The sequence below is a fragment of the Lelliottia sp. WB101 genome (genome assembly GCF_003051885.1).
Taxonomy (GTDB): domain Bacteria; phylum Pseudomonadota; class Gammaproteobacteria; order Enterobacterales; family Enterobacteriaceae; genus Enterobacter; species Enterobacter nimipressuralis.
Map to the genome: position 1 here is coordinate 74,024 of NZ_CP028521.1, position 22,291 is coordinate 96,314.

Consider the following 22,291-nt stretch of genomic DNA (forward strand, 5'->3'; position numbering starts at 1 on the left):
CAAATCAGAGCATGTGTAATACTTAATTTAAAGCCAGACTCAATTCAATGGAAGTGCGTTCGTAAGCCGATGAATGATATTATGACAAAAAAAATGACATCTCCTTTAGAGCACATTACAGGGCTGCGACTACAACCTTTGGTTGTTGTCGAGAATGGAAATGTCATCGGGTATGAAGTACTTACTTCATTGAAGGACCTGGATCCTGAAGTCTTTTTCTCGTCTTTAACTGATGAATTACTGGTTTCATACACGTTCTGGCAGATAGCTGTCATCAAGGCAAATAGTGTTTGTTTATGGATGAATCTTCCTTTTACTGTCTTTTTAAATACTGACTTGATATCTGCTATTATTAGTCATTGCGATGGAAAAAAAATCACATTTGAGTTGCAAGACACTATTAAGCTTCTTCATTTGAAATTACCACAACTTCATCAGGTTAAAACTGGTATCAAACGACTTCGCGAGGCTGGGTTCGAAGTTTGGATGGATGATGTTGATGAGAGCATGCTTAGCTTTATCTACTTGAATAAAATTGAGTGTGATGGTATCAAAATCGATAAAAAAGTGATAAGAAATAAGAAACTCTTCAATGACTTTATAAATGAAGTTTTACCTATCTATCGTGCGGTTCTTGTTGAAGGGATTGAAACTACTGATGATTTCTCGATTTTGTCAAAAACTGAAGCACGAATGGGGCAAGGATTCTTTTGGCCAGAAATCGTTCTTGAGATAGATGTTCCTGAAGAGATATATCTTAGAGCGTATGAGTTTTATATAGCATTACTGACCAGATCACATAATAAAATATCAATTTTTATTGATAGCACAAATAATTTCCTGATAAATGGGATGATAAATGCTTCCGAATTAGTAGGGAGAGTCGATTTTTGTGATAATTTAGATATCCAGTTTGTTACTTATCCCCTGGATGCAGATATTGTCATATTTGACGATTCTACCATTAAAAGTCACTTTAGTTGTAATAAGATGATATCAAATCCTTATCATAGATTTAATGCTTCCAATAAGCGTTTTATTCATATTCACGATGACTCTAATTATCCGACATTCACGTGTCCACATGTCTTAAGTTATGCAAAAGTTGAAAATAAAAACTTGAATATAAAGGAAGTCATTAAGAACTGTATTGGTTCATTACTAGTACAGCGTAGTACACACAATAAGAGACGTAAAGCATTTTGCTGCAACAATTGTCATTTATCTAAGATCACTTTAAAGGAGAATCGCGTTGCTATGGGTTTGGCTAATGGAGCGACCATCAGTTCGCTTTCATGCCAGATGTCATGCTCCATAAAAACAGTGAGCCGTTATAAAAGGTCAGTCATGAGAAAGCTTAACGTAACGAGTAACATTTCACTATTGAAATATGTGAGAACATATTTTAACTAAATAATTTATCAAAATAGGTCAAAAATGAATAAGTATGCAATGGTTTTTTTAATGTCATGTCTTACAACGAGTTGTTCATCCATGGATTCGAAAGATGATTACACAAAAGATAAGATAATTTCAGAAGAAAAATCGAACAATCAGAGTAATGATTACGATGATTTAAAAAATTGTGAAAGCGAACTTGATGTGTTGAAGCAGGTAGATCCAGCTAAATATGCAGATTTACATGCACGCTTTACTCAAATGATGAAAGGTGCTGCTGATTATTCCCACGTCAGAGGCTCGGTTAATACTGCTACTCAAGGAGCAATAGATTCACTCTATCGGTTCTCTACAATCAGTATATGCTCAGATATTCGTGCTGAAACCTTGAAAGGGCTTTCGAACAAACCAGGAGTTTAATGTGAAAAAGGTTGATGCATTTGCATTCTTTCTTACCGTTACCCTGTTTTCTACCGCAAGTCACAAGGCTTTTGCTGAAGATATGTGGTCATTTGCTAATGACTGGGAGCAGCGTAACTCATCAGTTAAAAGTAAAGAAACAAACATTAATGAGTCTCAGAGGAAAATGCAGGATCAAAAAAAAAACACTACAAGTGAAGCTAAGAAGCCTCAGGTTTCAAATGTAAAAAAACAGAAAAAAAAGAGTGAAACTAAGCAAGTCCCTCAAAATACTAACGAACAAAAAAAGTTTACGCCAACAGAAAAAAAACAACAGAAAAATAAAGATGATAGTCGCGAAGTTATTGCAAAACCTCAAAATGAAAACAAAACCATTATCGATGAACCAAAAGTATTAACTGATGAAAATGTTAAAATATATGCATCACAATTTGGTTTGTGGTTGAAAGAGGTTGTCAAAACGGTTAAAGCGACGCCAGAAGAGAAAAAAATACATGCTCTTATTGCGAATCTGAAAGAATCGAATTCAGCATTATCGAAAGACGTTGAACATGCGAAAGATAATTATAGCCAGCAGCAACATACCCTGGAAAGCGTTCAACGCCGGCTTAAAGAACTTCAGTCCCCATCCTTACCTGTTAAACAAAGTGAGCGTGAAGATTTCGCCGCAGGAATGGCGGCAGGTTACAGTTTAAGTCACATCCTTGATGTGCATGAAAAACAGGGAGCTTCCATCGAACGTAGCGCTTTTCTTTACGGTATAAATGAAGCTATGCAAGATGGTAAACGTCTACAGGGAGAGGAATTCGAAAATTTGCTTGCATCTGCTAATTTGCGAATCAATGACTCGCGTGAACGATGGTTAAACACAGAAGCAAACAAAGATGCTAAGTGGTTAAAAAAATTTACTAAGAAGTCGAACATCAAAAGGACTGATGACAATATCACTTATCATATCCTGTATTCTGGGGACAGAAAAATAAATGATAATGAAGAAATAAGTATCGCGCTAAGTCGTTATAAAACGGATGGAACATTGCTTGAAGATACAGATATCGAAAATAAAAACATTACGCTAAAACTTGCAAACTATACCTCCTTGCTACGAGGCGTTCTCATAAACCTTGGGTTACATGGCGAAGCAGAAGTCGCTATGCCAGTAGATGAAAACGGTTTGTCCAGCCTGGATGGGAGGTTCCTGGAACTCTGGCGCGTACGTATTATCAGCTCGGACCACGATTTTTAATCAACCTTCTGGCGTTATTGGCCTCACTGAGGCCATTAAATATCACGATGGTATGGTTTATATTTAGAATAATAAATATGTTGACTACTGAGCCATAATTAGACTCGACTTGTATTTTTGTACACCATACGGGCATTTTCTAAAATTACATCGATGTTCTAAGGTACAAAATTCGGGATGTAACGCTTTTCTACCCGGGCAGGTGATACCTTTTTCTATAAACTTCCAGACACCAGGTTCCATATAGCTAATCTGCATTACATTGAAGAGTTCATGAACACCATCTATAAAAACTTTTCCATTTTTTATTTCGATTGATTCTCCGGGTAATGGTAATTTATCTGAAGTAAACCAGATAACATACTTCCTGTTTTTTTCAGAGTAGACCAACATAAACATTGTACCTGTAGAAGGACACGCCAGACAATCAATTACCATAAGCTTTAGCTGTTCAGTCTCATCTTGCATTAAAGCACACCATACCTTTTCAACGGGGGAAAAATGTATCAGTTGTTGCGGATACATTACGCACCATCTTAATGTAAGTCATTGATAATGATCATAAAAACAACCCAGCCCATAACTATGTAATTTTATGAGTAAATTTACTAATAAAAAAATTAAATTCTACTATTTTAAATATTTATAGAGTTATCCCTGACAAAAATAGTATATTAAATGTTCAAAAACGGTAGCGCTGGAACTAAATGTCGCATTCTTAAAGAAAGGTGATGTTTTAATCTCCTGACGCCGTTTTAAATTAATTGCATGATAGCGCCTTCAAATTTGTAACATCTAGAAATATAGATAGTGTGATAATTGCAATGATTTTTGAGTTGTTATGTTATAAATCTTGCGAATTTCGAAATACTGAATGAATATGTGCCCAGTTACGCTGATCGTGAATGTCCTGAAGGCAGAGAAGTTAATGTTATCCGAACGTCTTATCAGTTTTTGGAAACATTTAGGTTGTTTATTAAAATAAAGCTGCAAGCCTGCTGGCAATGTGTTTTGACAGGACATTTATACATTGCCTCTAATTCTTCTAAATCAGGTGTCTCGCATCATAACTTCGGCCCTGAGCTTCTGAACACTCTTTTTGATGATTTGGTAGCATCCATCCGCAGTGAATTACCCTCATACGGCACTTCCATGCTCTTTAGTGACACAATGAATTTGGCCACCTGAGAAGAGGTCCTATGAACACTTCAGACAGTAAAGCCGCTCCAGTGAAAGAAGAAAATTCAGTTCTGAATTTAAACGCGAATCATCCCAGCTGTAGTCGACAAAATTGGGGTCCGCCTGGAAAACGTAAAATATCCTACGTTAAGCCTGTTTTTTGAGCTGGCATGACGGGCAGCTATGAGCGAACAGCGGAAGTTCGCAACTCCAAAAACCACATGACTGTCTTAATCAATGAGAAGCAGGTCACCTTAATTAGCGTATCGTAGAATTTGCTATGTCGGTACCAGGCACAGGGCTGCTAACCGCTTGGGGTTTTATAGACATTTCCATAAAGCGCAGTTCAGCCTGCGCATCTGTGCAAGCGTGGATCGATACATGTTTTCATACTTAGTGACATGGCCTGCCGGATAAATTTCTACTGCACTTCATCATCCGACCAGACAGCGAGCTCATAGCCATCCGGATCGATAAAATGAAACATGCGGCCGCCAGGAAAAGAAAATATTGGTTATATAATCGTGGCGCCCGCAGATCTTACAGCCTTAAGAGTCTCCTGAAGATTATCTGTATAAATAATAATGAGCGGTCCCGCTGATAATCTGACCTCACTGAGTGTTGTTAGTCCCCCGAACAGGCGACCATCGCTGAACTCACAATAGCGAGGACCATAGGTTTTGAATTTCCAGCCGAAAACCTGTCCATAGAATGCTTTAGAGCGCTCAATATCACTGACAGCCAGTTCAATGTTATCAATATTTCCGTGCTCAGGTTTATAATCCATAGTTTGCTCCTTTCTAACTCCTGATGTGGCAAATACGCATTACATCCTGCGATCGTTTTATGACTCTAACTGAGTCGCCACAGGTTTAACAGACACCTCAGAGTCATTTTTGGCTCGGAAGTGTCTAGATTATCCGTGGCGATTTAGGTGATGCGGTAATGTGACCTATATCTGGACAGGCAAACGCCGGGCATACCTCGCTGTTGTTCTCGATATGTTTGCAGGAAAGCCAGTGGGCTGGGAAATGTCGTTCTCGCCGGACAGTAGACTCACCATGAAAGCACTGGAAATGGCATGGGAAACTCGGGGTAAGCCCGCAGGAGTGATTTTCCACAGCGAAGAGGGCAGTCATTATACGAGCAGGCAGTTCCGGCTGTTACTGTGGCGCTACCGTATCAGACAAAGTATGAGCCGGCGTGGAAACTGTTGGGATAATAGCCCATTAGACGCTTCTTCCGGAGTCTGAAAAACGAATGGGTGCCAGTAACAGATTACGTAAGCTTCAGCGAGGCTACTCATGCCATAACGGACTATATCGTTGGATATAACAGCGCACTCAGGCCCCACGAATATAATGGTGGGTTGTTCTTACCCAGCGATAGTTGACACGCGACTAAGTGAGTAAACTCTCAACCAGAGGTGACTCTCATGACAAAGCCTGTATCGACTACCAAAAAGCCACGCAAGCAGCACACGCCTGAATTTCGTCACGGAGCACTGAAACTGGCTGAACGTATTGGTGTGGCCGCAGCTGCCCGCGAACTTAGTCTGTATGAATCACAGCTCTACAACTGGCGAAGTAAACAGCAAAATCAGCACTCTTCTTCTGAACGCGAACAGGAGATATCCGCTGAGATTGCCAGTCTGAAGCGTCAACTGGCAGAACGGGATGAGGAACTGGCCATTCTCCAAAAGGCCGCGACATACTTCGCGAAGCGCCTGAAATGAAGTATGTCTTCATCGAAAAACATCAGGCTGAGTTTAGTATCAAAGCCATGTGCCGTGTACTTCAGGTTGCCCGTAGCGGCTGGTACGTCTGGCATCAGCGTCGTCATCAGATAAACCGGCGTCAGCAGTTCCGACTTGTCTGTGATAACGTCGTCCGGAAGGCATTCAGTGACGCAAAATAGCGCTATGGTGCGCCACGCCTGATGGACGAGGTTCGTGCTCAGGGACTGGTGTATAACATAAAAACCGTGGCTGCCAGCCTGCGCCGGCAGGAACTGCGGGCGAAAGCCTCGCGCCGGTTCAGCCCGGTCAGTTACCGCGAGCATGGTCTGCCAGTATCAGAGAAACTGTTGAAGCAGGACTTTTTCGCCAGCGGCCCGAATCACAAGTGGGTGGGTGACATTACGTATCTTCGCACCGCTGAAGGCTGGCTATATCTGGCCGTGGTTATCGACCTGTGGTCGCGGTCAGTCATTGGCTGGTCGATGTCCTCGCGGATGACGGCACAACTTGCCTGCGATGCGTTACAGATGGTGCTGTGGCGGCGTAAACGCCCGGAAAACGTCATCGTCGCATAGCGACTGCGGCGGTCAGTACTGTTCAATGTATTTCCAGAGCTTACTGAAACGCCATAATCTGCGGGACAGTATGAGCGTGAGAAGCTGTTGTTACGACAATGCCTGCGCGGAAAGCTTCTTCCACACTCTGAAAGTGGAATGTATCCACGGAGAGGACTTTGCCAGCCGGGAAATAATGCGGACAGCGGTGTTTAATTATATCGAATGCGATTACAACCGGTGGCGTCGTCACAGTGCCTGTGGCGGTCTCAGTCCGGAACAGTTTGAAAACCAGAACCTCGCTTAGGGTTGTGTCCATATTACGTGGGTAGGATCAGGTTGCCACCAAACGAATCAGAAAATCGATACTGGAAAACGCTAACGCGGTGGTCAGTTTTTGTTGACCGTTACAGGCGTGGCAATGGTTGATTCCGGATGCCGTGTGAGAAAACCAAGCCTGGGCTTACCCAATATCGTCACCTTTTCCTCCGTCCAGTATACCTGCATGAAGATCTCGTTTATTCACTTCTCCAGTAAACGTTCAATGATATTGGATTCATTAAAAGAGTTTTTAATATATCTAAGATGCACTTTCAGTGCCGACGATAGTTCAGTCAAAATCTATCTGAAATGTAGATTCTGTTCTCTCTTGTATTTTTATCATGAGCATCCTGGCAATTTAATTTTTTCATTATTATGATAATTATTCGTATAATGTGTCTTATTGAATGCTAAATGGCGGTCATTATGAGAAGAGAGTAATAATAGAAAGACACGGGTGTATCTCTGACTGATGATTTTAATCAGGGGTTAGGTTTTATTGTGTTATGCCGAAATATTTCTTGAAGTAATTTTACGCGGGGAGAGTAACTGGGAGGAAGTATATCAGAAGATACTGTTTTATAATTTCATTCGCTCAATTAGCCATTCTGATGGAAGGCATTGAGGACAAACATTGTGTTTGCATTGTAATAAAGGTGAGCCAATCTCACGCATGAAGATTCACAGTGATGAAATGACCACATCAGAAAATATTAACTTTCGTCGCATGGTTCGTTATACTTTACTGAGATTAATTATCAATAATGAAAGAAGCATTGCTACTGTGGACAATGCTCCTCTCGGCATGAATAATCGCAGCGATATTGTTCGCAGTATTACTGCAAAGGCATGGTTCTCGTTTCGGTATGTCAATGCATGAGCTTATGATTTCTGTAACCTTTTAATTAGCTAACAATTTTCCATTTACTGCTGCGAATACTGTCACTAACTAATATCACATAGTGTTTCTCCTCCAGTTTCAACAGCCAGTTTCTGGCGGAATAAACAGATAGATCACAGTGGTCTGATATTTCACGTGTTGTTGCACCAGTATCTCCTTTTCCTCTCAGATAGCTCAGAATGCTCTCGAGTTTTAACTGGCTGGACGCCCTGGTGGTTAATGCAACCAGGTCTTTTTGCTGTGCCTGCATCCTTCCGCAAAGATTAATCATCATCCGCTCCTCATGGTGTAAATTATGGGAGTGATTTTATTGAAATTTCATTCTGCGGCAATTTATAACGTAAAAAACGTCATAAATAGAGAAATAAGCTATTTTATAAAAATTTATGAAATAATCATCTACATGGTGTAACTTCTCTACCAGGTATCTTTACATCGATGTATGCTATTAACGTAAGATGGTGTCATACCATTGTTACGAGGTGTTTAACATGACATCTGTTGATTCTTCACTGGAACTCATTGACGTGATGTTTATTTCGGTTGTTAACTAAAGTACCGTTTAGTCAGATCAGTACGTAACTAATATGGTGCGATTATCCATCAGTTATGCATATCATAACAGGCGAAAATACATTCCCCATAATGTAACTTGTATTTGTTAGCTTACGTATTTTTAATCTGCGAGGTCCAGATGATAAGTCAAATATTTGTTTATGGAATGATGCGTCGTCCATTGTATCATTTATGTTTTTTTTGATATCAAAATTAGAAATTTGAAAATAATCATTATTTTCAAATGCGATATCGAAGTACAGTATTCTTAATAATGTGCTATCCTTGATGGAATTTTTGAAAACCTGACCTGAATATGCGAACAGTCCGCGCCCATGAGCATCGTAAGAGAATCTCACGTCTCCACGGTATTCATTTCCTTCCCCGAGAATATAATGTACATTAGCAGTACAGTTCATTCCTTCAGCAGGAATTTTGTAATCAGTCTTAAACCTAAGCATAATCGTTAAGACTAAAAAAATCACGGCTCCAGCAAACAAAAGCAAGGAAAGACTATTTTTTATTTTGATAAAATGAATCACAATTCTGTACCGTCCCGTTAATTTTGATACATCTACTTAAGAAAAATCGTCCATAATTGTTTTTTGTAAACCCTTTTTCATTAGCAAATAAATAAAATGCGTCCTTCTCGCACACCAGTTCACCACTTTCTCTAGATGTAAGTCTGATAATCTCAGGTTTAATGTTACGATAATCTCCTTCGCTAATTTTCTGAAGGGATAACACTTCACAGCCATCAATCATATCAACTTCGAAGAGAGAGTTGATGTTATCTTCTTTATTTTCAGTGAAATTTGAATGAACGAAAATGATAACTGAAATGAGGACCAGAACAGCAGTGATAATGTTCAGCACACCGTAATGAATCGATAACCCTCTGTTCTTTTCATAATACGCTACTGCATGCTTTGTAATTAACTCCTTTTCAATGATGAATCCTTTTTTGGGTATAGTGTGAATAATTTCACTTTGGGAACCGACTTCTGCAAGACCTCGCCTGATAATAGAAATGTACTGATTGAGTGAGTTTTCAGATGGAGCAAGTCCGTACTGTGTCCAGATGGCATCAAGCAATTCATCCCGGGAGATTTCTTTACCTGCGTTATCAAGCAGATAGACAAAAACTCGGCAAGCAGTAGTCGTCAGGGTAACTTCTGTGCCCGGCAGCTCAGTATTCCTGAGAACGCCGTCACCAGATGTAAAAATAATGCTTGTACAAATGACGAATTTCATAGGAATGGATTTTTATCTTATTTAAATCATTACTATAGCTAAGTATCATTATCGTGGCAAACAATCCTCCCTTAATCATATAAACAGACGATACTTTTAACTGATAGTTAAAACCATAATTTTAGGATGGTTTAATGTTTCAGATGATGCTCAAGAGAGGGCTCTCATCTTAGATTAAAAACAAACCATGAATCGCCTGGTCACGTGAAAGATTTCCTCTGTCATTCCTGAGTTTTCACAGATGGGAGAATTTTTACTTCACAGGTAAGGGGGAGAGTGACGCCGGCACTGAAAATGAGGGTGGACGATCCTGCTTCAACTTTTTTTGCTTTTCTTCAGGTGTTGAAGTGGTGCAGAAGCAGGATGAATCTATTGAGAATACCTTTTTGTACCGTTTTTTAGATACTTTATCAGGTCAGCCTGGCTGGTTAAGTAGCTTGAGTGCCATTGCAACAGGCATGCTGAATGTCACGTTCTGACTTGCCGCAACATCCAGAGCAAAAACTTTTGTATAAATTTCAGTACTTTCAAATTTCTCATGACCCATTAATGACTGAAGTACTTTGGGTGGTGTATGAGCGTACAGTAACTGCATGGCAAAACTGTGCCGGAAGGTATGAGGGGATACCTCAATCGACATTCTGATATTGTCACGTTCTGCCCGGTCGGTGGCAGCCTTCAGCCAGTTTCTCACCGTGCGATCGGTAATGTTCCAGACCGGAAGTGCACGCTTTTCCCCTGTCACTGAATCAATTTCAAATTTTTCCTTTGTACTGGCAAAAAGATTCCTCATTTCAGTGACATATGCAACATCGGAAAGAGGGACAACACGATTGGCCGATTTTCCTTTTGCGGGGCGACCACCACTGCTTCGGCGTTGTTTGGCCGTGCGGATCACAACATGTGGAACAGTATCGTTGAGCCGAAAATCCCGCCTTCTTAATGCCAGTGCTTCGTTGATGCGGGCACCCGTATTCCAGAGGGTATTGATCAGACCATGCTGAACCCAGTCGGGAATATAATGAAGCAGAGCTGCAATTTCAGGTGCAAGCAGATAACGGGGGAGCTCCGTATAATGCATGGCCATACGGCGCAGAGATAAAGCGCGACCATAATCCGGACCTGCAGATAGCCGGTCTGGCGTATCTGATGGATAAAGAGTGACAGAAGGCAGGGACATGACACCTCACAAAACAGGATGCGCTACGTAAAATCTGCTGTCAATTACCCCTGAAAAACAGAAAAAATTCACGTAGCGCAATCTGGTAATAATCTGAGTCTATTTTCGCCTGTTACAAGCCGCACCGCTACAGGAAAAACTCGCAGCAGCAGGATCATCAGATTTCCGTTAAAAGGTAATATACCATAAAGCGGAAACATAAACTTATGTCGTACGATCGCAAAAGGATCCGTTAAGGATCCTTTTTGTACCACATATAGCAGCCCTGCGGGTTCAGGATACTGTATATTGTGGTCTCTTCCCCAGGAGAAGTGTAGCAACCAGGTTGCCGTAAATTACAGAAAACGGAAGTACTTTTCTTTAAGACGCAGCAGGCATGCCAGTGTGTCGTCCTCGATGGTACCGGCGCCTGAAATCGATGTTGTAAAGTCTTCAGACAGGAAGCCGTTCCAGGCATTGAGTGGTGACATCGACCCGGGGCAGGGTGGTTGCACAGCAAAGTTATCAGACAAATGATGATAATTCTTAATTATTGGCATAAAGCCGCCACGGGGGTTTAATTTATGAGAATATAACCCTATATAGGCAGTGGGTAATATTGCTCTTAATAATATAAAGGTGCTCTCATGGCATGGTACGCCAGTTCGAAAAAAGTTAAGCTTTCATCAAACCAGGCTAAATACAAAGAAGTAAAGAATATCAGTGAAGAACCTCTCTATCCTGGAATTTATAAGTGTGATTCCTGTGGATTTGAAGATGTTATTAACCGCAATTGTTCAAAGTTCCCCCCATGTTCTAATTGTGCGAAACCAGGGCATTCCAACACATGGAAACTACTTGTCCGCGCGGAAGATAAATGATTTCAAAACCGTCTGAATAGGCGGTTTTTTTTGCATAATTATTTATCAACGTTATCTTTCAATAAGTGGAATGACGAATATCTGTATATGATTAACATCATGTTCTGGTTCGCCGTTTCGTTCAACACAAGTTGGTAAGTAAAACAGGGTAAAGTATTTTAGCGATATCGTTTCTCCTGAGTACGGCTGTTTTCGGTGCTTAGGCTGGGCAGGCATTAGCCTGATCAAAATCTCCTTGTCATCTCTTTTCAGTTCTTTGAAGGTAAACGCTGATGCTTTTGACTGACCGGGTAGCCAGGGTTGCTCCAGAGTCTTCTATTTTATAAATCTTATACATGGAGTATGTGCTTAAAAAAACATATTCTGTGGAAGGATGACTTTGCAGGATTAACTACTGTAATTTACAATATTAAATCCCTGGCATGACGGTAAAACAGGATCTATGTCATACCATTAATATCGCTGACTTCTTTGTATTTTTTCAAAATAACCATTTATACGGTTTTTTTCATCCATTCTAATGTAATTATTTTTCCCAACCCACGCAACACATAAGCTACTGATATTAAAGGATATTAATCGTTTTGCTTTGTAATTTTTTCCTCTGTCAAATGTCTTGTGCTTGTAATGTTGGAATGTGAAAAATAAAACAATTAATAATATTGACACTATTTAATTGCAGTATGGATATTTGAAAATTATATTTTTATCAGGACTGTAAATGACATAACAGACACTGTCGTTTTTTTATGACTTTCTTGTGTTTAGCAATGTTAATGCGCTTATAACGATAGTATATTTTTCTCAATTTTCATATTTAATGTAGATCAATCCTCAAAGTTGAAAGTGCATAGAACTATTTGATTCAAAACAATTTTTGCAATTTGTCAGCTTAGTTAAATACATGGTAAACGATGTCAAGCTTTGCTCTTTTTTATACTTAATTGTTGGTTTTTATATGCTACACAAGTAAGGCTTTGACCTGTTTGTTGGACATTTGTTGCATCTGAATGGATACCATGTATGTGTAAAAATATTTCTCACTTTATCCTTTTATTACTACTCTCTGCCTCCGTTTTTAGTTCTGACCTTTCTGGTTTTGATAATAATGCTGTTGATGATAATCGCTCAAGTCCAAAATCCCGCTTAGTAAATTTAATGTCAGGAACACTGGTAGGTGAATTATCTGAGCAACTTAATCATTTTGGTACAATTGAAACTTCCTTTATCTTTGATGATTCCTTATCGATTAGCCAGTATTCTTTCGATACGCTCCTGCCCGTGTCATATCATGATTCTAATCTTATGTTTACTCAATTAGGTTTACGTCGTGAAGATAGAAGGCAATTAACTAACATTGGGCTTGGTTACAGATTTACTCATCATAACTGGTTAATAGGTTATAACGCTTTTCATGATATGGCCTGGGATACTCACAGCCATCGTTATGGCGTTGGGGTTGAGTTATGGCGAGATAATCTCAAGTTTTCTATGAATGGTTATAAAAGAGCCTCTGGCTGGAAAGACTCGCATCGACATGATAAATACCAGGAAAGACCTGCAGATGGCTGGGATCTGAATATCGAAACCTGGCTCCAGTCCTACCCGCAAATCGGGGGGAGGATTTCCTATGAAAAATATTACGGTGAAAATGTAGCATTATTTAGCTTTGACCAACGAAAACCTGATCCTGATGCATTAACTGTGGGTGGAACCTATACCCCGGTTCCGGCTATAACAACTTCAGTTGACGTGAAAAAAGGGAAATATAATTCCAGTGCTATAAATACCGGTCTTCTTTTCACTTACAGAATGGGTGTTGGCTGGAAAGAGCAGTTCTCACCAGATTACATTAAGCTCTATAGAACCGTTCCTGCAATGAACCTTGATCTTGTTAATCGTAATAATTCTATCGTAATGAATTATAAGAAAATATTTAACCTTTCTCTCTCTTTTCCTTCTGAAATCACTGGACCAGAAGGAGCAGAATATTCTTTTGCACCAGAAATACGGTCTTCTAATGGCATTGACAGAATCGAACTGAATGATGCGGAGCTCATCCACGCTGGAGGGCGCGTTCTTGTCAATGACGGGAAAACGATATCCCTGAAGCTTCCATACAGCACGAACTCATCTCCTGTGCATTTTAGTGGTGTGGCCATTGATGCACGAGGTAAAAAGTCTCCCATCGCTGAAACTAAAATTATCCCCATAAAAGGTCATCATCAATTAGATATCGATGCCAATAAAGTCTCTGCTTTAGCTGATGGTAGTGATCAGATCGCTTTCACAATGCATGTCAAAGATGATAATGGATATCCTGTTCCGTATGAAGATGTCACTATTCGCACTGATGGCGGGCAGCTTTCCACCACATCGGGCAAAACTGACACAAAGGGTGAGTTAGTTACATTTCTCTCCAGTAATACAGCAGGAGAGTTCCATGTGACATTGATTGATGGCGCTGACAGAAAGGTCCACTCTGGTGTTTCGTTTATTTCATCCGTAACCGGTAACCTGACTGCCAACAAACAACAGATTTGGGCAAACAATCAGGATGAAGTTATCTTGTCATTGAAACTCGCAAACTCTGACGGGCAGGTGACCTCTGGTCAATCCGTAATGTGGCATACGTCAGAAGGTACTCTTTCAGCAGATAATTCTCTTACTGATGATAAAGGAATTGCGACTGTCAGGCTAAAAAGTAATACGCCAGGTTCTGCCATTGTTACTGCGACCCATGGTAGTACGGAGTGGGTGTCAGAGAAGATTACTATGAAAGATGCAACACCTGTATTACGGATTGTCGAAGACAAACACTCTGCACTGGCTAATGGGAAAGAAACAATCACCTTTAGCGTCTCTGTCACCCGCAAGGATGGTACACCCCTGGAAGGTAAAAAAATCCTTTGGTCATCCGGTATGGGTACGCTTTCTCATAAATCATCATTTACTGATGATGCTGGTAAAGCAAGTGTGAGCCTGACAAGTGAAGTCGAAGGTGAGACCTTCGTTCATGCAGAAATCGAATCCGAGAACATCTATGCTGATTCTTCACCCGTAAAGTTCTCAGAGGTTTTGGTGATGTTCTTAATATATACACAGTCAGTACATGTCGGAGGAACCAGCAACATTGCACTGATTCTTGAGAATATCAATCGTGAACCTCGAGAAGGCGCAACGGTTAACTGGTCAACGTCAGGTGGCAGTTTGTCTGAAGCAGTGACTCTCACAGATAGCAATGGCGTAAGTTATATTGATTTAACCAGCAACGAGAAAGGAACATTTACTGTTACCGCTACTGTAGGTGACAACAAAATGTCTGCCAAGATATCATTTTATTAACATGCATACAGATTTTGCATCATATAAATCCGTGCTATAACACTTTTAATTGAGTATGTTTTAGTATTGTTTAACTAGCTGTGATGCCAGTGCTGATGGGCGATAATAATATTCGTCCATTCCTTTCCCACTCGCTGTCTCTAGAATTTTATATCGTTAGCATGTCAATTTTGTGCGATTTTGTCGTAAAAGGTAGTGTAATAAATTATTACTTAATATCATTCAGGGTAGTTGATATCTTATATACGTCACTTGAGTTCGAAGAAATTAATTCTAACTCAATGGCGAGCAAATCAATTTGTTCTCAACTTTTAAATGTTATTAATACCCGCTTTTAATGTAAAAGCTATCTATAGGGATTATAGGAATAATGAAATTTAACAAAATTGTTACTGCACTGATTCTGGCTTCTGGTATGGCTACTTTTGGTGCGAACGCAGCTGCTGATGGTGGTTCTGGTCGTGTTGATTTCCGTGGCTCTATTATTGATGCCGCTTGTTCAATTGACCCAGATAGCTCTGTAATTGATGTAAACCTGGGTCAGGTTGCTTCTAAGCAGCTTGCCGGTCAGGGTTCTTCGACTCCTGTTAATTTTGAAATTAACCTGAAAAACTGTGAGCTCGACACTTCTGCTGGTGACGGTACTCGTGCTGCTAACAACACTGTATCCGTAACCTTTGGTGGTTCTTTAGCTGACGGGGATAATACTCTGCTGGGTATCACCGGTGATGCGAGCGGCGCAGGTGTTGCAATGACTGACGCTTCCGGTAAGCGTATTACCCTGGGTGAGGCGACTCCTGCACGTGCACTGATCGAAGGTGATAACACCCTCGGCTTCTCTGCATTCCTGGTTGGTCTGAAAGATCAGACTCCAGAAACCGGTAACTTCGCAGCAACAGCTGATTTCACTCTGGCTTACGAATAATCGTGTTCTTAAGGAGCAACATATGTTGCTCCTTTTACACGGGGCTAACTGATGAAATATTTCCGAAGAATATCACTCTTTCTGATAACCACCTTTGCGCTAATTTCGAATGTCTACGCTATTAGCTATGCTGGTAAAGGAAAAGTAATGATGGGAGGTGAGATTCATGAATCAGCCTGCTCAATTCATACCGATGATATATGGCAGGAAATTAAGTTTGATACTGTTTCTCATCATACTTTGACTAAAGCGACAACTAATATCACCCGTCCTGTGAAGATACGATTGATTAATTGCTCATTGCAGAAGGCTAATGGTGAGTTATGGAGAAACGTGAGCATGACTTTTGATGGTGTTAAAGATCATAGTTCTCCTGATCTTTTCTCCGTTAATGGTAACGCCCAGGGCGTAGGATTAAGAATTACTAGTTTTAATGGTCATAGCACTAAACCCGGAGAGAGTTTACCTCCTGAAGATTTGAAAGATGCAGAAAATGAACTCAAATACACTTTAAATCTTGTCAGGAATGGTGATGAATTCAAGGAGGGTGACTGGTTTAGTGTAATAAGATTTGTTGTTGCTTATCAGTAACATATTTAACACCCGAGAGAAGGCGAAACGGAATATCCGCAATGTTAATTAATAATAATCATGTGTTAATCAGGCATCGCCTTGGTGTTTATATCTTCATGGCCATGTTTGGAATGATGCCAAGAGCATACGCCGTTGAGTTTAACGTAGACCTTTTGGACTCAGAAGATAAAAGTAACATTGACCTTTCACGCTTTTCTCAGGCTGGCTACATTATGCCAGGAACCTATTCTCTTGGTATAAGACTTAATGACCATATTATTTCCGATCAGGAAATAACATTTATTGAGAATAAAGATAGCGAAGGTAATCCTGTCGTGCAAGCTTGTTTAACTAAAGAGCAAGTCGGCCTTTTAGGATTGAAAGACGATGCCCTGAAACAAGTCAAATTTGATGCACAGGAGCGGTGTGCAGATTTTAGTAATCTTGATGGAATCGTATTGCGTGGCGATCTATCTGAATCAACACTTTATGCAGCTGTGCCACAGGCATGGCTAGAATATCAGGACTCTTCGTGGTTACCGCCTTCACGATGGGAAAATGGTATTTCTGGTTTGTTACTTGACTATAATGTAAACACAAATTTAACAAAACCACAGTCTGGTAATCAGAGTCAGAGTGTCAGTGCAAATGGTACTGTTGGCGCAAATATAGACGCCTGGCGCTTACGCGCTGATTATCAGGCACAGTATAACCATACGACAGGAACAGGATTATCCAGCTCCCAACGTTTTGACTGGAGCCGTATATACGCATATCGTGCCATTCCAAGCTTAATGGCAAAGCTTACTGTGGGTGAAGATTATTTAACGTCAGATATTTTTGATTCATGGCGCTTTACCGGTGCATCTCTTGCAAGTGATGAGAGTCAGCTACCTCCAAAATTGAGGGGGTATGCCCCTGAAGTTACGGGGATTGCAAAGACTAATGCTAAAGTCACTGTCTCTCAGCAAGGACGTGTTGTCTATGAAACCACCGTAGCTGCTGGTCCATTCAGGATTCAGGAGCTTAATGGTGCTACAAGTGGTCAACTTGATGTACGCGTTGAAGAACAAGATGGCTCGGTTCAGACATTCCAGGTCACTACCGCCACGGTACCGTACCTGACGCGTCCGGGACAGGTACGTTATAAATTTGCCCTGGGCCGACCTACGGACTATCAACATGCTGTCAATGGTCCAGTGTTTGCTACAACAGAAGCTTCCTGGGGTGTTACAAATGCATGGTCTCTGTATGGCGGTTCAATAGTTTCTGATAACTATTACAGTGCAGCTTTGGGTCTTGGTCGAGATTTGTATCAACTGGGGGCGATTTCTGCTGATGTTACTCAGTCTGTAGCTCGTGTTCCTGGTGATGAAACAAAATCGGGTCGTTCATACAGAGTCAGTTACTCAAAACGATTTGATCAAATAAACAGTGAAATTACGTTTGCTGGCTATCGTTTTTCAGAGAAAGATTACTTATCAATGTCTGATTTCGTAAGCCTGAAAAATACAGGCGTAACGTATGGTAGAAATAAAGAACTCTATACTGTTACTGCGAATAAATCGTTTGCAGATCTTAGACTTTCTACATATTTAAGTTGGACCCATCAGACTTACTGGGACCGTAAAGATAATGACAGTTATAGTTTATCAGCGAGCAAATACTTCGATTTCGGTGACTGGAAAAATATTTCAGCCAGCCTGACCGGTACACGTCGAAATTATAACGGAATTAAAGATGATGCAGCATATTTGTCTTTAAGTATCCCATTTGGAACTGGGACTGCGAGCTACAGTGGGAACTGGTCTAAAGATCAATTTACACAGAATGCTGGCTGGTACGAAAGACTTGATAACAATGACACTTATCGTCTTTCAGCGGGTACACGAACGATTAAAGACGAAAGTACTACTGCAGAAGCGAGTGGCTACTACACCCATAGCGGTAGCATGGCTGATATGACAGCTAACGTTAACTGGTCACAGGATAATTACGTCTCAGGGGGCATGTCCCTCAGCGGTGGTGTTACTGCGACGATGAAAGGTGTAGCCATGCATCCTACTTCCGGGAATGGGGGGACAAGGATGCTGGTGAGCACTGATGGGGTGCCAGATGTACCTATTGGCTCTAATGGTAAAACAAATATGTTCGGTATCGCGGTTGAACCGGGTGTTCCAAGTTATTTCCGTTCGAATACGTCAATAGACGTTACCCGATTACCGGATGACGTCGAAGCTTCTGGTTCACCGGTAGCTGAAGCAGCGCTTACTGAAGGTGCAATAGGATATCGTAAATTTGATGTTCTGAAAGGACACAAAGTTGTCGCTGTAATGACAATGAAAGATGGGAGTCATCCTCCGTTTGGTGCAGTCGTTATTAATGATAAACAGCAAGAATTAGGCATGGTCAGTGATAGCGGTCTGGCCTGGTTGATTGGTGTTAATTCAGGCGAAACGCTCAATGTACGCTGGAGTGATAAGGTGCAATGTAAGGTTTCTATACCTGACGTTATCCCTGAACAACAGCTGTTATTACCGTGCCTGGCAGTAGACAACTAATTTTTTGGTTCAGACATTGATTGTTCTGAGTGATTTATTATCTATTATATCTGGAGTGGGAAATGAACTTTGTCAGTAAAAAATATATTTCCTTGTTAATGACAGGCGCTATAGCATGCTCTGCTTGTTCAGCCTATGCCGCCATTGCTCTTGACAGAACTCGAGCCATTTTCCCGGGTTCGGAAAAACTGATTTCTCTCAATATTCAAAATGAGAGCAAAAAAGAACCTTACCTGGCCCAGGCCTGGCTTGAAGATAAAAATGGGGTAAAATTAGAAAGCCCATTTTCAGTAACACCACCTTTGCAACGCGTTGAACCCGGTGCGAAGAGCGTTGTTCGTATAAATGCACTTCCAGCAGTATCTTCTCTTCCGCAGGACAGAGAAAGTGTATTTTATTTTAACTTACGAGAAATACCGCCAAAAAGCCAAAGGCCCAATGTATTGCAAGTTGCGTTGCATAGCAAAATAAAGCTGTTCTACCGACCTGCTTCAATTATTCCGGCGCGTTTTGGACGTCTTGACGATAAACTTGTTTTGCATAAAGTTAGCGGCGGTTACGAAGTTGAAAATCCTACCCCATATTTCATGACTGTTGTAGGAATTATGGGTGATAAGAATGGGACTATTTCTGCGGATGCTAAACCAGTAATGATCTCGCCGATGTCTAAAGCATTGGTTCGTAGTGCATCATTTAGTTCCCCACATGTTATGACCATTAATGATTTTGGCGGCAAGCCTGTAATGAAATATCGGTGCACAGGTAATGAATGTCATTCTGAGCCTGAAGAAAAATAGCCTGATCTTATCAGGGGGAGAGTAATATTAATGATTGAAAATAACATCAATAAATTAATTTTAATGGCTTCGATGCTGTTTTTAACTCATTCAGTATTTGCAAGTGGTTCTCCTGATAATTGGGATGTTGATGGTATGAATGGCACTATTTATGCATCAGGTCAGCTTGTACAGTCGACTTGTTTTCTCGCACCTGAGTCAACAGAGCAGGATCTGGATTTAGGTATGGTTGCTATGTATACACTCGATCGTCCTGGTGTCGTGACGCCGCCAGTGACGTTCAGACTTGTGCTGGACGGCTGTCCGGAAGTGAATTCTGCGACTGAAAATCCCGAGTTATTTCGCGGCGCTTTATCACTTTATTCTCAGCCGACGGTCAGATTACAGATTACGGGTGAAAGCGAGCCTACAGATGGACGGCTCTATAAAGTTCACGGCGATGCAACTGGAGTGGCATTGAGACTCGAAGATCCTCACGGTGAACAGCTTTATCCAGGAATGTTATCCCGTTCATATCCATTGGATCCCGGACATAATGTGCTGAATTTAAAGGCGCAGCTTTGGAGAACCAGTGAACGCTTTACCCCGGGTGAGTGGCAATCGGTTGTAAATGTCGGACTGGAGTATGAATAATGAGAACCCCCTTAGTCCTGATGTCTTTGCTTATATATTCGGCTTATGCTGTATCTGATACGGATGTTGTATTTGACGGAGTTCTTATTTCTGAACCCTGTAATATATCTACAGATTCTGAGGAGCAGTTAGTTGATTTTCGTAACATACCGGCTAAAACATTTTTGAGCAATGACCGAACTGCGCCTGAGAAATTCAGCATTCTGTTAAAAGAATGTGACATTTCAATTGGGAAAACTGTATCGGTTTCTTTTCAGGGGACTGAATCTCTATCTCAGCCTGGTAACTTTGCTACTGAAGGTGACGCAAAAGGCATATCTATTGCGCTTGAAGACGCGAAAGGTCGTGCAATTCATCCTAACGAACCAGCCATACCTGTTTCGCTTAATGAAGGCGATACGGCGCTGGAATATCAGGCATATGTTCAGGCAAGTGATTATACCAGTCTCGAGTATGGAGACTTCACTAGTTCAGTGACATTCTCCTTCGAATATGAATAGGTTTATTAATGAACATGACTAAACATTGTCTGGCAAAAGCATTAACTTTCGTTGTTTTTGCAAATATTTTCTCTGCTCATGCGGCTCTTACCGTTGATCGCTCCCGTCTTGTGTTCAATGAGAAAGACAAGTCTGTCAGCGTCAACGTGACAAACAGAAACATGCAGGATCCTTACCTTGCACAGGGTTGGATGGAAGATGAAAAAGAAACAAAACTCAACGGACCTTTAATGGTTCTTCCGCCTGTTCAGCGTGTTGAAGCGGGCTCAAAAACACTGGTCAGAATCCAGGCATTAGCGGATACAGCAAACCTTCCAAAAGACAGGGAAAGTGTCTTCTGGTTTAACCTGCGCGAAATTCCGCCAAAATCCACCAAACCTAACGTCCTCATGCTCGCCATGCAGACCCGCCTCAAGGTCTTCTGGCGCCCTGAGGCACTGAAGGTCGACCCCATGGCCGACACCGTGCCCGGCACCGATACCCTGACCCTCACCCGGCAGGGCAGCAGCCTCGTGCTCACCAACCCGACACCGTACCACTTCTCCTTTGTCGAGCTGCGCAGCGCCGTCTCCTCTAAACCCGTGGACGGCTTCGAACCCGTTATGGTGGCCCCGAAGAGTTCCCTGACCCTGAAGCACTCCGTGTCCGGTAACACCCCGGTGCTGATGTTCGTCAACGACTACGGCAGCCAGCGTCTGCTTCCGTTCTCCTGCGCCGGCAACACCTGTAAAGCCGGCAGCGTCGTCATTCCGAAGATTGCCAGCCCGTCCGCCGCCGACGGGAAAGCCCCGTCCGCCGCCCCGGCCGTGAAGGAGGAGTGATGACCCGTTATCCTTATCGTACGCTTCAGGCTCTCTCCCTTCTGCTGCCCCTGTATGCCGGTCCGGCCCTGGCGGTTGAGGAAGGGGATACCACCACCGTCACCATCTCCGGCACCCTGGTGGATGCCCCCGAGTGTACCGTCAACGGGAACAACATCGTCGACGTTAACTTCGGTGACAGCGTCGTCACGCGCCTCATCGACGGGGTCAACTATCGCAAGGAAATCCCGGTCACCCTGAACTGCAACAACCCGGTCAAGTATGACATGACCCTTTCCATCCGGGCTGCCAGGGACGCCGGCTTCGGCTCCGGGCTCGTCGGCACCGACGTTGAGGGCCTCGGTATTCAGCTCTACTCCGGTTCGGTGATGCTCAAGGCCGGGGACCCGGTCAACTTTGTCTACCCGTCCGTGCCGGGCCTTTCTGCCGTCCTGGTGGCTGAAGACAACGCCACCCTGACGTCCCGGACGTTCAGCGGGACCGGGACCCTGGTCATCAACTATCAGTAATGCGACGCAAGGAGCGACACA

The 22,291-nt window shown here is 41.9% G+C and carries 17 protein-coding genes and 3 pseudogenes; 14 read left to right on the forward strand and 6 right to left on the reverse strand.

The window, feature by feature from the left end; translation table 11 throughout:
• The first annotated feature begins 81 nt into the window (after window positions 1-81).
• The 3 genes from DAI21_RS22655 to DAI21_RS22665 all read left to right on the forward strand — a co-directional run bounded on the left by DAI21_RS22655 (window position 82) and on the right by DAI21_RS22665 (window position 3,064).
• Window positions 82-1,413, forward strand: a complete 1,332-nt coding sequence (locus DAI21_RS22655; RefSeq protein WP_159075454.1) for an EAL domain-containing protein — start codon at window positions 82-84, stop codon at window positions 1,411-1,413.
• Window positions 1,414-1,494: 81 nt separating this feature from the next.
• On the forward strand, window positions 1,495-1,818 hold the full coding sequence (locus DAI21_RS22660) for a hypothetical protein (RefSeq protein WP_107704366.1): 324 nt from the start codon (window positions 1,495-1,497) through the stop codon (window positions 1,816-1,818).
• A 1-nt stretch (window position 1,819) separates the two neighbouring features.
• Entirely contained in the window at window positions 1,820-3,064 is a 1,245-nt protein-coding gene (locus tag DAI21_RS22665; protein ID WP_107704367.1) for an FKBP-type peptidyl-prolyl cis-trans isomerase N-terminal domain-containing protein, read from the forward strand.
• An 84-nt stretch (window positions 3,065-3,148) separates the two neighbouring features.
• On the opposite strand, the gene DAI21_RS22670 is transcribed toward DAI21_RS22665, so the two are convergent.
• Together DAI21_RS22670 and DAI21_RS22675 are read right to left on the reverse strand one after the other, a co-directional pair.
• Window positions 3,149-3,532 (reverse strand): hypothetical protein, encoded by a 384-nt coding sequence (locus DAI21_RS22670; protein WP_107704368.1) that lies wholly within the window; start codon window positions 3,530-3,532, stop codon window positions 3,149-3,151.
• 1,132 nt (window positions 3,533-4,664) lie between these two features.
• Window positions 4,665-5,030, reverse strand: a pseudogene (locus tag DAI21_RS22675) (VOC family protein).
• 151 nt (window positions 5,031-5,181) lie between these two features.
• Here DAI21_RS22675 and DAI21_RS22680 point away from each other — a divergent pair.
• Window positions 5,182-5,636 (forward strand): annotated as a pseudogene (locus DAI21_RS22680) (DDE-type integrase/transposase/recombinase); the annotation flags it as partial.
• 42 nt (window positions 5,637-5,678) lie between these two features.
• Window positions 5,679-6,842, forward strand: a pseudogene (locus DAI21_RS22685) (IS3 family transposase).
• 919 nt (window positions 6,843-7,761) lie between these two features.
• Here DAI21_RS22685 and DAI21_RS22690 read toward each other — a convergent pair.
• From DAI21_RS22690 to DAI21_RS22705, 4 genes are all read right to left on the reverse strand, one after another.
• Complete coding sequence (locus DAI21_RS22690; protein ID WP_107704369.1) at window positions 7,762-8,031, reverse strand: FaeA/PapI family transcriptional regulator; 270 nt, start codon at window positions 8,029-8,031, stop codon at window positions 7,762-7,764.
• 322 nt (window positions 8,032-8,353) lie between these two features.
• Complete coding sequence (locus DAI21_RS22695; RefSeq protein WP_159075456.1) at window positions 8,354-8,854, reverse strand: hypothetical protein; 501 nt, start codon at window positions 8,852-8,854, stop codon at window positions 8,354-8,356.
• Window positions 8,826-9,566: a helix-turn-helix domain-containing protein gene (locus DAI21_RS22700; protein ID WP_107704371.1), complete on the reverse strand. Its 741-nt coding sequence runs from the start codon at window positions 9,564-9,566 to the stop codon at window positions 8,826-8,828. Before DAI21_RS22700 ends, DAI21_RS22695 begins: the two co-directional genes overlap by 29 nt.
• Window positions 9,567-9,981: 415 nt before the next feature.
• Window positions 9,982-10,746, reverse strand: a complete 765-nt coding sequence (locus tag DAI21_RS22705) for a tyrosine-type recombinase/integrase (RefSeq protein ID WP_107704372.1) — start codon at window positions 10,744-10,746, stop codon at window positions 9,982-9,984.
• A 1,883-nt stretch (window positions 10,747-12,629) separates the two neighbouring features.
• On the opposite strand from DAI21_RS22705, the gene DAI21_RS22715 reads away from it, so the two are divergent.
• The 9 genes from DAI21_RS22715 to DAI21_RS22755 all read left to right on the forward strand — a co-directional run bounded on the left by DAI21_RS22715 (window position 12,630) and on the right by DAI21_RS22755 (window position 22,270).
• Entirely contained in the window at window positions 12,630-14,951 is a 2,322-nt protein-coding gene (locus DAI21_RS22715) for an inverse autotransporter beta domain-containing protein (protein ID WP_107704374.1), read from the forward strand.
• Window positions 14,952-15,321: 370 nt separating this feature from the next.
• Window positions 15,322-15,876 carry a fimbrial protein gene (locus DAI21_RS22720; protein ID WP_107704375.1) on the forward strand — a complete coding sequence of 185 codons (555 nt, stop codon included), beginning with the start codon at window positions 15,322-15,324 and terminating at the stop codon, window positions 15,874-15,876.
• Between the two features lie 51 nt (window positions 15,877-15,927).
• Window positions 15,928-16,467 carry a fimbrial protein gene (locus DAI21_RS22725; RefSeq protein WP_107704376.1) on the forward strand — a complete coding sequence of 180 codons (540 nt, stop codon included), beginning with the start codon at window positions 15,928-15,930 and terminating at the stop codon, window positions 16,465-16,467.
• 41 nt (window positions 16,468-16,508) lie between these two features.
• Window positions 16,509-19,010: a fimbria/pilus outer membrane usher protein gene (locus DAI21_RS22730; protein ID WP_107704377.1), complete on the forward strand. Its 2,502-nt coding sequence runs from the start codon at window positions 16,509-16,511 to the stop codon at window positions 19,008-19,010.
• Between the two features lie 62 nt (window positions 19,011-19,072).
• Window positions 19,073-19,807: a molecular chaperone gene (locus tag DAI21_RS22735; protein ID WP_107704378.1), complete on the forward strand. Its 735-nt coding sequence runs from the start codon at window positions 19,073-19,075 to the stop codon at window positions 19,805-19,807.
• A gap of 30 nt (window positions 19,808-19,837) precedes the next feature.
• Window positions 19,838-20,440 carry a fimbrial protein gene (locus DAI21_RS22740; RefSeq protein ID WP_107704379.1) on the forward strand — a complete coding sequence of 201 codons (603 nt, stop codon included), beginning with the start codon at window positions 19,838-19,840 and terminating at the stop codon, window positions 20,438-20,440.
• Window positions 20,440-20,940, forward strand: coding sequence for a fimbrial protein (locus DAI21_RS22745; RefSeq protein WP_107704380.1), 501 nt, complete (start codon window positions 20,440-20,442; stop codon window positions 20,938-20,940). The genes DAI21_RS22740 and DAI21_RS22745 overlap by 1 nt, the downstream gene beginning before the upstream one ends.
• 14 nt (window positions 20,941-20,954) lie before the next feature.
• Window positions 20,955-21,761 carry a fimbria/pilus periplasmic chaperone gene (locus DAI21_RS22750; RefSeq protein ID WP_107704412.1) on the forward strand — a complete coding sequence of 269 codons (807 nt, stop codon included), beginning with the start codon at window positions 20,955-20,957 and terminating at the stop codon, window positions 21,759-21,761.
• Window positions 21,761-22,270, forward strand: coding sequence for a fimbrial protein (locus tag DAI21_RS22755; RefSeq protein ID WP_107704381.1), 510 nt, complete (start codon window positions 21,761-21,763; stop codon window positions 22,268-22,270). Before DAI21_RS22750 ends, DAI21_RS22755 begins: the two co-directional genes overlap by 1 nt.
• Window positions 22,271-22,291 lie beyond the last annotated feature (21 nt).